The organism is Paenibacillus humicus NBRC 102415, from assembly GCF_004000905.1.
Classification (GTDB): Bacteria; Bacillota; Bacilli; order Paenibacillales; family Paenibacillaceae; genus Paenibacillus_O; species Paenibacillus_O humicus.
In genome coordinates, this window is sequence record NZ_BIMD01000004.1 from 109,442 (window position 1) to 125,168 (window position 15,727).

The window sequence follows — 15,727 nt, forward strand, 5'->3', positions numbered from 1 at the left end:
AGCGCGAGGTGAGAACAGTGGGAAGCATCACGTTCAATCATGTCTTCAAACGCTATAAAGGCGAAGCCCGCCCCGCCGTGGACGATTTTCATCTGTCCATCGAGGAGGGCGAGTTCCTCGTGCTCGTCGGGCCGTCCGGCTGCGGCAAGTCCACGACGCTGCGCATGCTGGCCGGTCTCGAGGAGATCAGCAGCGGCGAGCTGTACATGGACGGCAAGTTCATCAATTACGTCTCCCCCAAGGACCGGGACATCGCCATGGTGTTCCAGAACTACGCCCTTTACCCCAACCTGTCCGTGTTCGAAAATATCGCGCTCGGCCTCAAGCTGCGCAAGACCGCCAAGCATGAAATCGGGCTGCGCGTGAACCGCGTGGCCAAGATTCTCGAAATCTCGCATCTGCTGGAGCGCAAGCCGAGCCAGCTGTCCGGCGGCCAGAAGCAGCGCGTCGCCCTCGGCCGAGCCATCGCCAGGGAGCCGCAGGTATTCCTCATGGACGAGCCGCTGTCCAACCTCGACGCCAAGCTGCGGGCGCAGACCCGCGCCGAGCTCATCAAGCTCCAGAGCGACCTCAAGCGGACGACGGTCTACGTCACCCACGACCAGGTCGAAGCGATGACGATGGGCACCCGGATCGTCGTCATGAAGGACGGCGTCATTCAGCAGGTCGCCCCGCCGCGCAAGCTGTACGACGAGCCGGCCAATCTGTTCGTGGCGGGCTTCATCGGCTCTCCTCAAATGAACTTTATCCCCGGCAGGATCCAGCGGGAGGACGGGACCCTCTACTTCGCCAACCGCCGGATGAAGCTGCCGCTGCCCGTGGAGATGGAGCGACGCCTCGGCGGCACCGACCGGTCGCTGCGCAGCGTCGTGCTCGGCGTCCGGCCGGAGCATGTACGCCTGAGCGCCGCGCTTCCGGAAGGGGAGGACAGCGGCTACACGGCCGCCGTCGTGCAGATGAAGGAGGAAACCGGAGCCGATTCCTATGTGTATTTGCTGGCCGGCGACACGAGAGTCATAGCCCGGACCGATCCTGAAAGCGCATACCAACCCGAGGAGCAGGCTGCCTTCGGCTTCCAGATGGACAAGATTCACCTGTTCGACGAGAGCAGCGGAGTATCGCTGAGGAGAGAGCAGGCATGACGGGAAGCGGCCAAAGATCCTTCCTCCCGAAACGAAGCCGGCAGCCTCTACTCCGGGCGGGCAAGCTCGGCCTGAGGCTGCTGCTCATCGCCGCTGTTGCAAGCGGTATCATCTGGTGGTCTTCCGGCAAGGAAGCGGCGACGTTCTCCCAGACGGTCAGCGCCTCGCAGCTGCTGGGGAATTACCCGCAGCCCGATGCCGAAGGGAAGCTTCCCTATGCCAGGCTGATGCTCCAGCATCCCGAGGCGGAGGCGGAAGCGGCCTCCTCGCCGACCATCTCGATCGATCCGCTCCAGTACACGGAATCGGCTCCGGAGGCGAAGCTGGCGGAGACGGATGGTCCCGACGGTCCCGCGCTGAGCTGGAACAGCGACTCCGGCTGGGTGGAATGGTCGTTCGAAGCTCCGCGCGCAGGCTGGTACGAGCTGCATCTGGACTACAAGCCGCTGCCCGGCGGCCGCACATCCGTCATCCGGGGCGTGCAGCTCGACGGCGCCTACCCGTTCGCCGAGTCGGAGACGATCGAGCTGCAGCGGCTGTGGAAGGATGCCAAGTACCCGTATGAACGCAACGAGCTCGGCATGCAGGTGCGCCCCCGGCAGACGGAGATATCGGAATGGTCCGTCAAGGCGGCGAGCGACTTCTCGGCCTCGTCCAGGCCGCTGCTGTACCGGCTGGAGCAGGGCGGCCACACGCTGAGGCTGGTCGGAGAGCGGGAGCCGGTCGCGCTTAAGAAGCTTTCCTTCGAGCCGCAGCGCGTCCTTCCCGCCTACGAGGAGTATGTCTCCTCGCAGCCGGCGGATCAGGCCGGGAATCAGCCGGCGTGGTACGAAATCACGGAAGCCGAGGCGTTCGACCGCAAGTCGAGCATCTCCATCCAGACGGACCACTGGGCCGAGCCGAACATATCGCCCGATCCCAAAGGGCATCTCACCTACAACGTGCTCGGGGGCAACCGCTGGCGGCTGCCGGGAGAATGGGTGGAATGGAGGACGGAGGTTCCGGAGGACGGCTGGTACGTCCTGGATCTGAAGAACTTCCAGAACTACCGCGCCGGCTTCAAGGCCTACCGCACGATCCAGATCGACGGCGAGGTTCCGTTCCGCGAATGGCTGCATTACGGGCTCGGCTACCACAAGGAATTCGAGATCGCCCCGGCGGCGGACGGCGAGGGCAATCCCTACCGGATCTACTTGAAGAAAGGCGGGCACAAAATCACGATGACGGCGGATTCGTCGCCTCTCCAGCCGGTGTCGCTCGCGCTCAAGGAGACGCTCGGCCAGATTTCGGACTTCGACCGGCATATCCGCCTGATTACGGGCAACTACAGCAAAAACGCCTCGGATGCGAACATCGACTCCCAGCGCACCTGGGAGATGAAGAAATACGATCCCGACGCCGGAGCGAAGGTGCAGGCGATCGTCGCCAGGCTGAACGTCATCCGCGACTATGTGAACGGCCTGAACGGCCGCGATTCCGACCTGTCTCAGGCGATCAAGTCCTCCGTCAGCATGCTGCAGGCCATGCTGGACGATGTGGACGAAATTCCGAGCAAGGTCAACGACTTCTCCACGATCCAGGCCAGCATCGGGACCTGGATGTCGACGCTGACCCAGCAGCCGCTCATGCTCGATTACTTCGTCCTGCGCACGCCGGACAGCGATCCCGGCCTGAAGACCGCCTCGGTGCTCTCCCGCGTGCCGTATGCGCTCGGCGACTTCGGACGCTCGTTCACGATGGATTACGAGCTGGGCGGCAAGACCGAGCAAGGAGCGCTGACGATCTGGGTGCAGCGGGGACGCGACTACGTCGATCTGCTCCGCGAGATGGTCGATCAGGACTTCACTCCGAAGACAGGCATCGCGGTGAACATCAACCTGATGCCGAACCCGAACATGCTCATCCTCGGCAACGCGGCCGGCGAGGTGCCGGATGTCGCGCTCGGGCTCGGGGAAGCGACGCCGGCCGACTACGCGATGCGGAATGCGGCCCAGGACCTGTCCGGATATCCCGGCTTCGGCGACGTCATGAAGCGGTTCATCCCGGGAGCGGCCCGGGCGCTCAGCTATGACGGCGGCACTTACGGCCTGCCGGAGGTGCAGAACTTCCAGCTGCTCTTCTACCGCACGGACATTCTGGACCGTCTCGGGCTGAAGGCTCCCGACACCTGGGAGGATGTGTTCGACATGCTGCCGACGCTGCAGGAGAACGGCATGACGATGAACGTGCCCAAGGGCGACTTCGCGACCTTTTTCCTGGAGAACGGGGCGGATCCTTATTCGGCCGACGGCCTCAAGGCCAATCTCGGCAGCCCGCAGGGACAGCAGGCGTTCAAGCAGTGGACGGAAATGTTCACGAAGTACAACCTGCCGATCGATATTCCGGCGTTCTTCCAGCATTTCCGCGACGGGGACATCCCGATCGGCATCGCCGACTTCAACACCTACGTGCAGCTGCTCGTCGCCGCGCCGGAGATTACCGGCCACTGGGCGACCGCTCCGCTGCCGGGCATCCGGCAAGCGGACGGGGAGGTCGCCCGCTGGTCGCCGCAAGGGCTGTCGACGGCGATGATCATGAAGAAGAGCGGCCGGAAGGACGCCGCCTGGGAATTCCTGAAGTGGTGGACCTCGGACGAGGTGCAGGCGCAGTACGCGAGCGACATGGAATCGTTCTACGGCTTGGAATACCGGTGGAACACCGCGAACGTCGAGGCGATGAAATCGCTCAGCTGGCCGGGCGCCGACCTCATGGCGATCCGCGAGCAGTCCCGCTGGGCGAAAAACATGCCGAACGTGCCCGGCTACTACTTCCTGGGACGGGAGATGGAGTTCGCCTGGAACCGGACGGTATTCGACGGCATCCCGGCCAAGGAATCGCTGGAGCAGGCGCAGCTCTCGCTGCAGCGGGAAATGAACCGCAGGCAGAAGGACTTCGGCATCGCGGGCGGCAGCCTCGGCGTGCCGCAGATCGGCAAGCCTTACGACTGGGGAGGGACGGACAAATGAATACCGGCACCGAGCCGACTCCCGCAATCGCCATCGGCAGCGGACGCAAGCCCTCGCCGGCGCTGCCGAAGCTGAGGCGCTTCGCAAGCGACCTGCGCAGGGACGCCTTCTGTTATGTGTTCCTCGCTCCGTTCCTGATCTGCTTCCTCGTCTTCATCGTCGTTCCCGTCGCCATGGCGGCGACGCTCGGCTTCACGTCCTACGACGGCTTCGGCAAGCTGCATTTCATCGGCTTCGACAACTACATCGCGCTGTTCACGCAGGATATCGTCTTCCTGACCAAGGCGCTGCCCAATACGTTTCTGTTCGCGCTCATCGTCGGTCCGGGCGGGTACGTCCTGTCGTTCCTGTTCGCCTGGCTGATCCACCAGCTGCCGCTCAAGGTGCGCGACTACTACACGCTCGTCTTCTATGCTCCGTCGATGGCGGGGGCCGTGGCGCTGTCCGTCGTCTGGATCGCCGCCTTCAGCGGGGACCGCGTCGGCTACGTCAACAACTTCCTGCTGTCGATGGGCTGGATCGACGGGCCGGTCGTCTGGCTCCAGGATCCGAAGTCGCTCATGAAGATCATGATCCTCGTCTCGCTCTGGATGAGCTTCAGCGTCGGCTTCCTCGCGATGCTCGCCGGCCTGCAGACGGTCAACCGGGAGCTGTACGAGGCCGGCCGCATCGACGGCATCTCCAGCCGGCTGCAGGAGGTGTTCTACATCACCGTCCCGTCGATGAAGCCGCAGATGCTGTTCAGCGCCGTCATGACGATCGTGTCCACGCTCAAGGCGGGCAGCATCTCGACGCAGCTGACGGGCATGGCGGTGACGCCGCAGTACGCGGGGCATCTCATCATCAACCATATCGACGACTACGCCTTCATCCGCTTCGAGCTCGGCTACGCCTCGGCGCTGTCGGTCATCCTGCTGCTGCTCAGCTACTTCGTCATGAGATTCGCCTATCGCCTGTTCAACTCGAAGGAGGAGCTGTGAGCCATGATCGCCAGACTCCGAAGAATCCGCTCGGCATCGCCTTTCCAGGCCGTCCTGATCGGCGGCTTCACCGCGCTCGCGGCGTTCATGTCGCTGCCGATCATCTTCATCTTCAGCCATGCGTTCAAGCCGCAGAACGAGCTGTTCCTGTTCCCGCCGCGCTTCTTCGTCCAGCATCCGACGCTGCGCAACTTCGAGTCGCTGTTCCTGCACGCCTCGAACGCGACCGTTCCGTTCACGCGCTATCTGTTCAACAGCATCGTCGTGCTGAGCCTGACGCTGGCGAGCGTCATCATCGTCAGCACGATGGCGGCTTATGTGCTGGCCAAGTACCGGTTCCACTTCAAGGCGCTCATCCTCTCGATGATCACCCTGTCGCTCATGTTCGCGCCGGAGACAGTCTCCATCCCGAGGTATCTGATCGTCAGCGGCATCGGCCTGAACAACACGTATTTCGGCCATGTGCTGCCGTCGCTCGCCTCGCCCGTCGCCGTGTTCATGCTCGTCGGCTTCGTCTCGCAGATTCCGAACGATCTCATCGAGGCGGCCAAGATCGACGGAGCGGGCCATGTCGGCATCTTTGCCCGCATCGTGCTGCCGCTGTCGGCTCCCGCCATCGCGACGATCTCGATCCTGACGTTCCAGACGGTATGGGGCGACGTCGAGACGTCGACCCTGTTCATGCAGAAGGAAGCGATGCGCACGCTGGCGTTCTACGTCAACAGCCTGCTCAGCGGCCTGCAGAACAACGTCGCGGGCCAGAACATGGCCGCTGCGGCCGGACTGCTCATCTTCATCCCGAACCTGATCATATTCCTGCTGTTCCAGCGCAAGGTGCTCGAAAGCATGGTCCATTCCGGGATCAAGTGATTCCATCAGCAAAGGAAGTCGGACAATGAAGAAATGGATCGCTCTACTGCTCGTCGCGGCGCTGGCCTGGATCGCCGCGCCGGAGCCCGCTTCCGCCGGGCTTCCGTATCGAACGTTCTATTACGACAGCAACCAGTCGGACTGGTTCCGCATCCAGCCGATCTATACGCCGGCGGGCGCATACAACGCGGACTTCCAGGAGCCCGCGGATCTGCAGGCGGGGCCGGACGGCAGCATTTACGTGGCCGACAAGAAGCTGGACCGGATCGTCGTGCTGCGCAAGGACGGCTCCCTCGACCGCCGGATCGGCGAGGAGGAGGGACCCGGCAGCCTCAGCTCGCCGGAGGGGGTGTTCGCGGCGCCGGACGGCAGCGTCTACGTCGCGGATTCCGGCAACCAGCGGATCGCCGTATTCGGTACGGACGGCAAGTTCCGCAGGGAATACAAGAAGCCGGACTCGCCGCTGCTCGGGACGGAGCATTTCGTTCCGGTGAAGCTTGCCGTCGACCGGCGCGGCGTCATGTACATCGCGCTGAACTCCTCCTATCAGGGCCTCGTCCGGCTGAGTCCGGACGGCGAGTTCATGGGGTATTTCGGAGCGAACAAAGCCGATACGTCGATGCTGAATTGGCTCAAGAAGCTGATCCTGAACAAGGAGCAGCTGTCCAAGGAGAAGGCGGCGCTGCCCAAGCCGATCGCCAACGTCGCGATCGACGGGGACGGCTTCATCTATACCGCGACGGCGGGGGGAGAGGGCAAGGGGGCGGTCCGCAAGCTCAACGCGGGCGGGGTGGACGCCTTCAAGAACAAAACGCTCGTGAACGGAAACGGCATCGTGGATGCGGCTCTCGACGACGAAGGCTTTCTCTACGACGTCGATACGGATTCCGGCTTCATCACCTTGTACGACCGCAGCGCGGAAGCGCTGTTCGCCTTCGGAGCCGTGGACAAGGAAACGCAGCAGTACGGCATTGTCGGCTACCCGACCGCCATCGGCGTCGATTCGGAGCATGCGGTCTGGGTGGCGGACAGCGCGACCAAGACGGTGCATAAGTTCGTCCGCACCGAGTTCGGCCGGGAGGCGCTGAAGGCGATGGCGCTCTACGCCGACGGCAGGTACGAGGAGAGCAAGCCCTACTGGGACGCGGTCTACGCCCGCAACGATATGTTCAACGCGACCTTCCAGGGTCTCGGCAAGGTGTACCTGCATGAAGGGGACAACAGGCGCGCGCTCTCGTTCATGCGGACGGCGTTCGACACGGACGGGTATTCCAAGGCGTTCTGGCAGATCCGGCTCGACTGGCTGCAGAACCGCTTTGTCCTGCTCTTCGCCGGCATCGCCGCCCTCCTTCTCCTGCTCCGCTACGGGAGAAAGGGGATCAAGCGCCTGCTGCGGCGGCATCCGCTGCCGGAGAAGTGGAGCCGTCCGCTCGGACATCTGCGCCATTTCGGCTCTGTCATGATCCATCCGTACGAAGGCTTCTACCGGCTCAAGGAAACCCGGATTCCGGCGTGGATCACGCTGACGCTGCTGGCCGCCGTCCTCGCGGTGAAGCTGGCCCGGATCTACTGGACCGGCTTCCTGTTCCATCCGGTCGATCTGGCCGACGTCAATCTGCCGAGCGAGCTTGGCTTGTTCATCCTTCCGTGGGCCACCTGGATCATCGCCAATTACCTCGTCTGCAGCGTGAGGGACGGGGAGGGCCGGTTCCGGGAAGTGGTCCAGGGCAGCACGTACGCGCTGGCGCCTTATCTGTTCCTGTCCATCCCGATTCTCATCCTCTCCAATATCGTGACGCTGGACGAGAAGGTGCTGGTCGCTTCCCTGACGACGGTGACGGCGATCTGGCTGGGCGTCCTGTTCATCGTCATGACCCAGGTCATCCACAACTTCGACTTCGTGGAGACGATCAAGAATTCGGCGGTGACGGTGTTCGCGATCGGCACGATCTGGCTGTTCGGCTTCATCATCTTCGGCTTGTCCTACAACCTGCTGGACTTCTTCCAAGAGCTGTATAAAGAGGTGAACTTCCATCCGTAACTTTCAGAATCGAATCTCTCTTCGAACGAAGCTGCTCGCCGCTGCCGTCTTCCTCGCCGCCGTCGCCATCGCGGCGGTGCTGCTGGGACGGGAAGGCGCGACAGCGGCCGAGACGCTCGCCCGCCTCGGCATCGACGCGGCGCCGCCGGCATCTGCCGCCGTGGCGCAGGGCGAGCTTTGGCAGCCGGTCCCGGAAGCGGACGGCTACGCGCTTGCTGCCCAGACGGACGCCTACGGGCTGTATGTCCGTCCGGACAACGGCGGCATCGCCGTGCTTGACCGCAGATCGGGCTACCGCTGGACGAGCAGCCCGACCAGGGAGGAGCTCGCCAAGGAGAAGGTCAAGGGCCTGCTGCTCTCCAACCTGCAGTCGGCGTTCGTGCTGACCTACGTCCGAAGCAAGGGGGCGGACCAGACGATCCGGGAATCGGTCAACAGCCTCAGTCCCGGCGTCAGGACCACTATCGTGAAGGACGGGGATGGAATCCAGGCCAGCTATTCCTTTCCGGACAAAAAGCTCGGCGTGACGATCCGCTACTCCCTGACGGAGGCGGGGCTGAAGGTCTCCGTTCCCGCGGCGGGCATCGTCGAAGACGGCGATTATGCCGCCTTCTCGCTTGATCTGCTGCCGTATTTCGGCGCCGCCGCCGCTTCGGACGACGGGTATCTGTTCGTGCCGGACGGTCCCGGCGGGCTGATCCGCTTCAATGCTCCGCGTGCCGGCATCTCCAAAGGTTATCTGCATGAAGTGTACGGAGCCGAATTGACCAACTCCGCCAATTGGACGCGCGACGCCGGGATGAGGGAGGACATCGCCTACCCCGTGTTCGGGCTCAAGAAGGGAGATCAGGCCTTCGTGGCGGTGCTGGCCAAAGGCGAGGGAGCGGCGCAGATCGCGGCGATGCCGCCGGGCATCAAGTCCTCTCTCTACAACGTCTACTCCAGCCAGATGTACCGGGAGGAATATCTGTACCGGATGAGCCGGCTGGCCGCGCCGACGAAGGCCGTCCAGAAGCAGCGGCTCGACTTCGACCGGGAGGTGGAGTACCGCTTCCTGAGCGGGCAGAAGGCGGATTATTCCGGCATGGCGGAATCGTACCGCGACTATCTGATCGCAGCGGGATCGCTGGGCAAGCCGCTGCAGCCCGCCGAGCATGTGCCTCTGTATCTCAAAATCATGGGAGGCAACTACGAGAAAGCGTTCGGAAGGGTGCGCTACGTTGCCGCCACGACGTTCGCCCAGGCGGGAGAGATGATGCGGAGCCTCCGGAGCAAAGGCGTCGCCGCTTCCAAGGTGGCCTTTTACGGCTGGCAGAACATGGGCGACTACGACATGGAGAAACGGTTCCCGATCGAATCCTCGCTGGGAGGAGAATCCGCCGCCAAGGCGTTCATCGGCGAGATGAAGGCAGCCGGAACGGACGTCAGCTTCTACGAGGACTTCCTCTGGGTAGACGGCCATTCCTCGGCATCCGGCAAGAGCGGCGCCGTGCGCGCGATCGACGGGACGGCCTTCATCGACGAGGGCTGGTTCATGGCGAAGCCGTCCTTCACCGCCGCGAGCGCGGCGGCGGCCGTGGACCGGCTCAAGAAGCTGGGCGTATCCGGCATTCTGTACAGCGGACTCGGCGATACGACGTTCAACGACTATGAGCCCTCCGGCATTTTGTCCCGGGGATATACGAGCAGGGTGTACGCCGGCTTGCTGTCGTACACCCGCAAGGAACTCGGCTCGGCGGGCGTATTCCGCGGCAACGCCTATACGCTGAGCCAGGCGGACTACATCAGCTCGCTGCCTTCGGAATCGAGCTACGATTTCCTGATCGACGAGACCGTACCGTTCTATCCGATGGTGCTGCACGGGTATGTGCCCTATACGTTCGGGGAAGGCAATCTGCGCGACGACGAGCGGAAGGAATTCCTGCGGGCGATCGAATACGGCGCTATGCCGTCCTTCATGGTGACCCATGACGACTCGCGCAAGCTCAAGGAGTCGGCCTCCAATTTCCTGTACAGCAGCCGCTTCGACAAGTGGGAAGGCCGCATCGTCGAGGAATACGGACAGTTCGATTCGCTCGCGGGCTTGTTCGCCCGGAGGATAACGGCCCATGAGAAGCTGTCGGCCGACCGGTACGCGACGACTTACGAGGACGGGACCCGGGTGATCGTCGATTACGCGGCAGGAAGCTTCTCGGTCGAGAAAGGAGGCGGAGCATGAGCCGCTCTGCGCCATACAGACGAAAAGCGATGGAGCATCACGCCAAGCGGTACGGGATCGGCATGCTGTTCATGCTTCCCTGGATGATCGGTTTCTCCGCCTTCGTCGCGGTGCCGGTCGGCTGGTCGATGTTCATGTCGCTGCACAAAGTCGCCGTCGTGCCGGGCGGCTTCAAGTACGACTGGATCGGCCTGCAGAACTATCGGGACGCGTTCCTGAAGGACAATGTATTTCCGATCGAGCTCATCACGTACTTCCAGCAGATGCTGCTGATGGTTCCCGTCATCGTCATCTTCGCGCTGCTCATCTCGCTGCTGCTCAACCAGAAGTTCCCCGGCCGGTTCGTCTATCGGGCGCTGTTCTTCCTGCCGGTCATCTTCGCGACGGGCCAGGTGCTCTCGGAGCTGTTCTCCCAAGGGGCGGGGGACATCCCGTTCCTCGACCAGTACAATCTGGAGCCGCTGGTGCGCCAGTATGTCGGCGGGGAGCTGGCCAAGACGGTCATGGAGGTGCTCGGGCGCATCGTGCTCATCCTGTGGTACTCGGGCGTCCAGATCCTCATCTTCATCGCCGGCTTCCAGACGGTCTCCCCGTCCATCTACGAGGCGGTCCGCATCGACGGCGCCTCTCCGTGGGACAGCTTCTGGAAGATCACGCTGCCGGCCAGCATGCCGTTCGTCAGCCTCAACATGCTGTATACGATCATCGACCTGTTCACATTTCCGCTGAACCCGGTGCTGAAGCATATCCGGGACAACATGTTCAAGGTGGACACGGGATACGGCTACGCGAGCGCGCTGGCCTGGATTTATTTCGCCTTTATATTCGCGCTGATCGCCATCGTGACGGGACTGTTCAGCCGCAGCATGAGCAAGAGGAGGGGAAGGGCATGAGCGCCAGCATATGGCTGCAAAAGGCGGGCAAGCAGGCAAAAGGGCTGCTTTGGGGGCGGCGCGTCCAGAAAGCCAAGATGATCGTGCTCGGGCGCACCCTGTCGGACGGCCTGCTGGCCAAGCTGGCCATCTACGCGCTGCTCTCCATCGTGGCGTACCTGTATTTGCAGCCGCTGCTGTACATGGTCAGCACGATGCTCAAGGATATGAGCGACCTGCTCGATCCGACTGTCAAATGGATACCGCGAGCCGTCACCTGGGAGAACCTGTCCAAGGCGTTCAAAGGGCTTCAATACCCCGTAGCGCTGCGGAATACGGCGCTGATCGCCCTGAGCTGCTCGCTCGCCCAGGTGCTCGTCTGCGCCATGACGGGGTACGCGCTGGCGAGGCTCGCCTTGCCGTTCAAGGGGCTGATCACGGCGCTCGTCATCCTGACCTTCCTCATCCCGCCGCAGGTGATCATCATTCCGCTGTATGTCATCTTCAGCAAGCTCGGCCTGCTCAACACGCTGTTCGTGTTCCTCGTGCCGGCGCTGTTCGGCCAGGGGCTCAAGGGGGCGCTGTTCATCCTCATCTTCCGCCAGTTCTTCCGCGCGCAGCCGGCCAGCCTGGAGGAGGCGGCGAAGCTCGACGGGGCGTCCTCGTTCCGGCTGTTCTTCCGCATCATGCTGCCGCTCGCCCAGTCCGCCTGCCTCGTCGTGTTCCTGTTCTCGTTCATCTGGTACTGGAACATGTACTACGAGCCGTCCATGTTTCTCGCGAACGGCTTCACGCCGCTGTCGATCCGCCTCGACAATCTGGAGGACGTGCTCAACCCGTCCTTGCTCGGCAACACGCATTTCATTACGAATCCCGTGACGGAAGGCACCAAGATGGCTGCCGCCTTCCTCATCATCCTGCCGCCGCTGATCCTCTTCATGGTGCTCCAGCGCTGGTTTGTCGCCGGCATCGAGCGGACGGGAATCGTGGAATGAATCGGGGCAGGCGCCTTGAAGGGAGGGATGCGCTTTCGTCCGGCGCGGACGTGCTGTTTCCGTTCTATGCGGCCGAGCATGGCTGATGAAGCCGGAGCTGCGGGCAAGCTCAAGCCCGAGACTGCCCGCCTGCTCGCGAAGCCGGTTTTCCGAAAAAACGCCGAGCGCCCGCCGCAGACGCGCGGATTTCTCCTTTCTTCAAGGGGAACTCAAGAAATCCGGGTTCGACAGCGGCCCCAGGGGCCGCCCGAATTCGGAGCGGCTCGCCTTGCTCGGCGTTCAAGCCATCCGTTCAATTACGGTTCCTATCAGGGGAGGATATCCAAGATGACCAGCAAAAAAACGATTCATTCCGTGCTCGGCACGGTGCTCGCCTTATCATTCGTTCTGGCCGGCTGCAGCGGCAACAGCGCGAACAACGCTCCTGCCTCCGGAAGCCCGGCTCCGAGCACGGCGGCCGATACGGACGCGGCAGGCGGCGGAGGCGGCGCGGAAGAGAAGCATGATCCCGTCACGCTGAGGTTCATTTCGTGGAAGGATTCCTACAACGAGCTCTACGAGCTGTTCCACCGGAAATACCCCTGGATCACGATCCAGCAGATTCCCGTCAACTCCCAGCCGATCATGGAGATCATCGCGGCTCAGGAAGCGGCGGGCACGCCGGCGGATGTCACGGAGATCGACTCCGACCTCATCACGTTCCAGCAGAACGGCCTGATCGAGGATCTGACGCCGTACATCGACAAGAGCGACATTTTCAAAAACGCCAAGTTCCCGGAAGGATTTTTCGACACGATGACGTTCAAGGGCCAGAAGCTCGCCGTCCCGATGGTCGACGTGCCGATGTGGGTGCTCGTGAACAAGGACCTGCTCGCCAAGCACGGCGTCGACATGCCGGGCAACGACTGGACGTACGACGACTTCCGCGACGTCGCCAAGCGGATCACCGATCCGGATGCGGGCGAATACGGCGTAACGACCCAGCCCGAGATCCAGATGCGGCTGCTCAGCACGAAGGCGATCGCGGACGGCCATGCCGACAATCTGCAGTACATGAACAAGGATTTGACGCAAAGCCTGCTCAGCACCCCGGATGTCATCAACGACGCCAAATGGCTGCGCGAGTTCGTGACGAAGGACGGCTCGATGCAGAGCGAGGCGGCGGCCGCGGCCAGCGGCGGCGTGACCAAGGAGTTCATCAACGGCAAGACCGGCTTCGCGATCGGCGGCGACTGGGTGCTGCCGACGCTCAAGGAGAAGGCGGCGTTCAGCTGGGATGTGCTGCCGTTCCCTAAAGGCAAGGTGAGCCAGCCGGGCTACTCCATCTACGGCCCGCTCGCGCTGCTGTCCGGCTCCAAGCATAAGGAGGAGGCGTTCCTCTGGCTCAGCTTCCAGTTCACCAAGGAAGCCCAGAAGTGGAAGATCGACCAGGGCGCGAACGCTTCGGTCGTCGATCCCGAGCTGACGGCTTATTACGACCAGGCTCCGATCTGGCAGGGCAAAAACATCGAGGCGGTCAAGATCGCGCAGAAGAACGCCTACATCCAGCCCGGCCTGACCGTCCCCGGCTGGAACGAGTACAATTACAACAACATCGTCAACGACATCGTGTTCGGCGATCGCGACATCAACGACCTTATTCCGGAGACCGAGGCCTGGAACAAGAAGACAACCGAGCTGGCGGCGGCGCTGAAGTAGCGGCGAGGATGGGAATGGACTCTTCGGGCTGAAGGGAAGAAAAAGAAAAGGACTGTTCCGCAGAGCCTCGGGGCTCCAGGGAACAGTCCTTTCTGCGCGGCGGCAGCGAACAGATTGGAGCGGGAAAGCCCGCTTGCCTGATGAAGAGCGGAAGGGATCGAATTCGTCTATTGAACTTTATCTGGAGAATCCGCCAAGATCAGACGGGATTGTTTGCAATCGCCTCATTGTCGGAACGACGAAGCGGAGCTATCATTAACGGGAAGCGATCTGAAATGAAAGCGCATACTCGATAAGGCGCCGTCCGGCGCCTGTTTTCATATTCCATTCCGAAGGGAGGGCCCGCGCGCATGTTCGCGACCAAGCTAGGCAAACTCGCAGCGGCTGCCTGCGTTCTCCTCATCGTGGCCGGCCTGTCCGTCTATATGGCCCGCGGCACGGACGGCCACGCTGCCCGGGAACCGCAGCTTCCGGCATCCGAGCCGGAGGTCACGCTCAAGTTCTACTTCGGCGGCGACAAAAAAGCCGCGACCGACGAAGTGTGGACGGCGGTTAGCGACTACGTCAAGTCCAAGGGCTTGAACGTGAAGTTCAACGTCAACTTCATCCCCTGGCCGGAAATGCCGGGCAAGCTGCTCGTGATGGCAGCCGCCGGCGACCGCTGGGATCTGAACTTCGATTCGGACAACTCCTATCAGCAGATGGCGGCGCGCGGTTCCTACCTGCCCCTGAACGAGCTGCTGCCGAAGTACGCTCCCCGCCTGTACGAAAAATACAAGGATCTGGACACGCTGTCCGCCACGACGGTGAAGGGCGAGGTGATCGCCCTGCCCTGGACGATCAAGATGAACCAGCGCTTCTACGCCGGCTGGCGCTCCGATCTCGCCGAGAAGGCCGGCATCCGCCGCAGCCCGGGCTCCGTCCGGACGGTCGAGGACGTCGATGTGCTCCTGCATGAGCTGAAGGCGGCCTATCCCGACGCCAAGTTCACGCGGACGTCTCCGCTGCCTCTCTATATGATGCGGGAGGAGTGGGTCGACCTCGGCTTCCACGGCCTCGGCTTCTATTACGGCGATCCGCAGGTGAAGGTGCGGGCGATCGAGGAGCAGCCATTTTACCGGGAGTCTGCGGAGATGAGCCGGAAATGGTACAACGACAACATCCTCAACCGCGACGCGACGATCGACAAAGAGAGCGCCGCCGACCAGTGGAGGAACGGGAAGATGCTGTTCACCATCACTTCCCACGAATGGGCCTACGCCGCCGATCCGGGCTTCTCGGACGGCTCGTACCGCCAGCAGATGTCGCTGATGTATCCCGGCAAGCGGTATATCAACCGTTCTCCGATCGCGAACGTGGCCGCCATCAACCGCAACTCCGAGCATCCCGACCGGGTGCTCCGCTTCCTGGACATGATGGAGACGGACCGGACGCTCTATGATCTCGTCATTTACGGCATCGAGGGCAAGACGTACGAGCTGGAGGGAGACACGGCGGTCTATCCCGGCAACATGGGGTTCGCCACGAGCAATTATATGGACTGGGGCGGCCAATGGGCGTTCTGGAAGCCGGCGTTCATGCGCCCGACCGCTACGTATCCGGCAGGCTTCTGGGAAGAGGAGACGCGCTTCGCCGAGCAGCCGATGAACGTGAAGTCGCCCGTGGAAGGGCTGTTCATCAGCGATGCGGGCATCGGCGCCAAGCTGGCCGCGCGCGATCAGAGCTACGAGGATAAGGGGAAGGCGATCGAATACGGCATGGTCCAGGATGTCGGCCCATCCGTGGAAGCCTATATCGCGCTTCAGAAAAGGAACGGCCTGGACACGGTCATTGCCGACGTGCAGAGGCAGATCGACGACTATCTGGGCGCGAAAACAAATCAGCGTGCGAAGTCTGGAGGATGATA

The 15,727-nt window shown here is 62.6% G+C and carries 10 protein-coding genes; all 10 read left to right on the forward strand.

Translation table 11 applies throughout. The annotated features are described in order from the left end of the window. The first annotated feature begins 17 nt into the window (after window positions 1-17). The 10 genes from PHU01S_RS04590 to PHU01S_RS04635 all read left to right on the forward strand — a co-directional run bounded on the left by PHU01S_RS04590 (window position 18) and on the right by PHU01S_RS04635 (window position 15,725). On the forward strand, window positions 18-1,142 hold the full coding sequence (locus PHU01S_RS04590; RefSeq protein ID WP_049867749.1) for an ABC transporter ATP-binding protein: 1,125 nt from the start codon (window positions 18-20) through the stop codon (window positions 1,140-1,142). Continuing rightward, window positions 1,139-4,147 (forward strand): extracellular solute-binding protein, encoded by a 3,009-nt coding sequence (locus tag PHU01S_RS04595; RefSeq protein ID WP_127506408.1) that lies wholly within the window; start codon window positions 1,139-1,141, stop codon window positions 4,145-4,147. Before PHU01S_RS04590 ends, PHU01S_RS04595 begins: the two co-directional genes overlap by 4 nt. Then, window positions 4,144-5,127 (forward strand): carbohydrate ABC transporter permease, encoded by a 984-nt coding sequence (locus PHU01S_RS04600; protein WP_127506410.1) that lies wholly within the window; start codon window positions 4,144-4,146, stop codon window positions 5,125-5,127. The genes PHU01S_RS04595 and PHU01S_RS04600 overlap by 4 nt, the downstream gene beginning before the upstream one ends. A gap of 3 nt (window positions 5,128-5,130) precedes the next feature. After that, entirely contained in the window at window positions 5,131-5,997 is an 867-nt protein-coding gene (locus PHU01S_RS04605; RefSeq protein ID WP_127506412.1) for a carbohydrate ABC transporter permease, read from the forward strand. A gap of 25 nt (window positions 5,998-6,022) precedes the next feature. Then, window positions 6,023-8,038: a YIP1 family protein gene (locus tag PHU01S_RS04610; RefSeq protein WP_127506414.1), complete on the forward strand. Its 2,016-nt coding sequence runs from the start codon at window positions 6,023-6,025 to the stop codon at window positions 8,036-8,038. Window positions 8,039-8,114: 76 nt separating this feature from the next. Further along, window positions 8,115-10,256: a DUF5696 domain-containing protein gene (locus tag PHU01S_RS04615; protein WP_127506415.1), complete on the forward strand. Its 2,142-nt coding sequence runs from the start codon at window positions 8,115-8,117 to the stop codon at window positions 10,254-10,256. Beyond that, a complete protein-coding gene (locus tag PHU01S_RS04620) occupies window positions 10,253-11,149 on the forward strand; it encodes a carbohydrate ABC transporter permease (RefSeq protein ID WP_246029148.1) in 897 nt (298 codons plus the stop codon). Before PHU01S_RS04615 ends, PHU01S_RS04620 begins: the two co-directional genes overlap by 4 nt. After that, window positions 11,146-12,123 (forward strand): carbohydrate ABC transporter permease, encoded by a 978-nt coding sequence (locus PHU01S_RS04625; protein WP_049867745.1) that lies wholly within the window; start codon window positions 11,146-11,148, stop codon window positions 12,121-12,123. The genes PHU01S_RS04620 and PHU01S_RS04625 overlap by 4 nt, the downstream gene beginning before the upstream one ends. A 327-nt stretch (window positions 12,124-12,450) precedes the next feature. Further along, window positions 12,451-13,821 carry an ABC transporter substrate-binding protein gene (locus PHU01S_RS04630; RefSeq protein ID WP_164762980.1) on the forward strand — a complete coding sequence of 457 codons (1,371 nt, stop codon included), beginning with the start codon at window positions 12,451-12,453 and terminating at the stop codon, window positions 13,819-13,821. Between the two features lie 350 nt (window positions 13,822-14,171). Beyond that, window positions 14,172-15,725, forward strand: coding sequence for an extracellular solute-binding protein (locus tag PHU01S_RS04635; RefSeq protein WP_127506420.1), 1,554 nt, complete (start codon window positions 14,172-14,174; stop codon window positions 15,723-15,725). The last annotated feature ends 2 nt before the right edge of the window (window positions 15,726-15,727 follow it).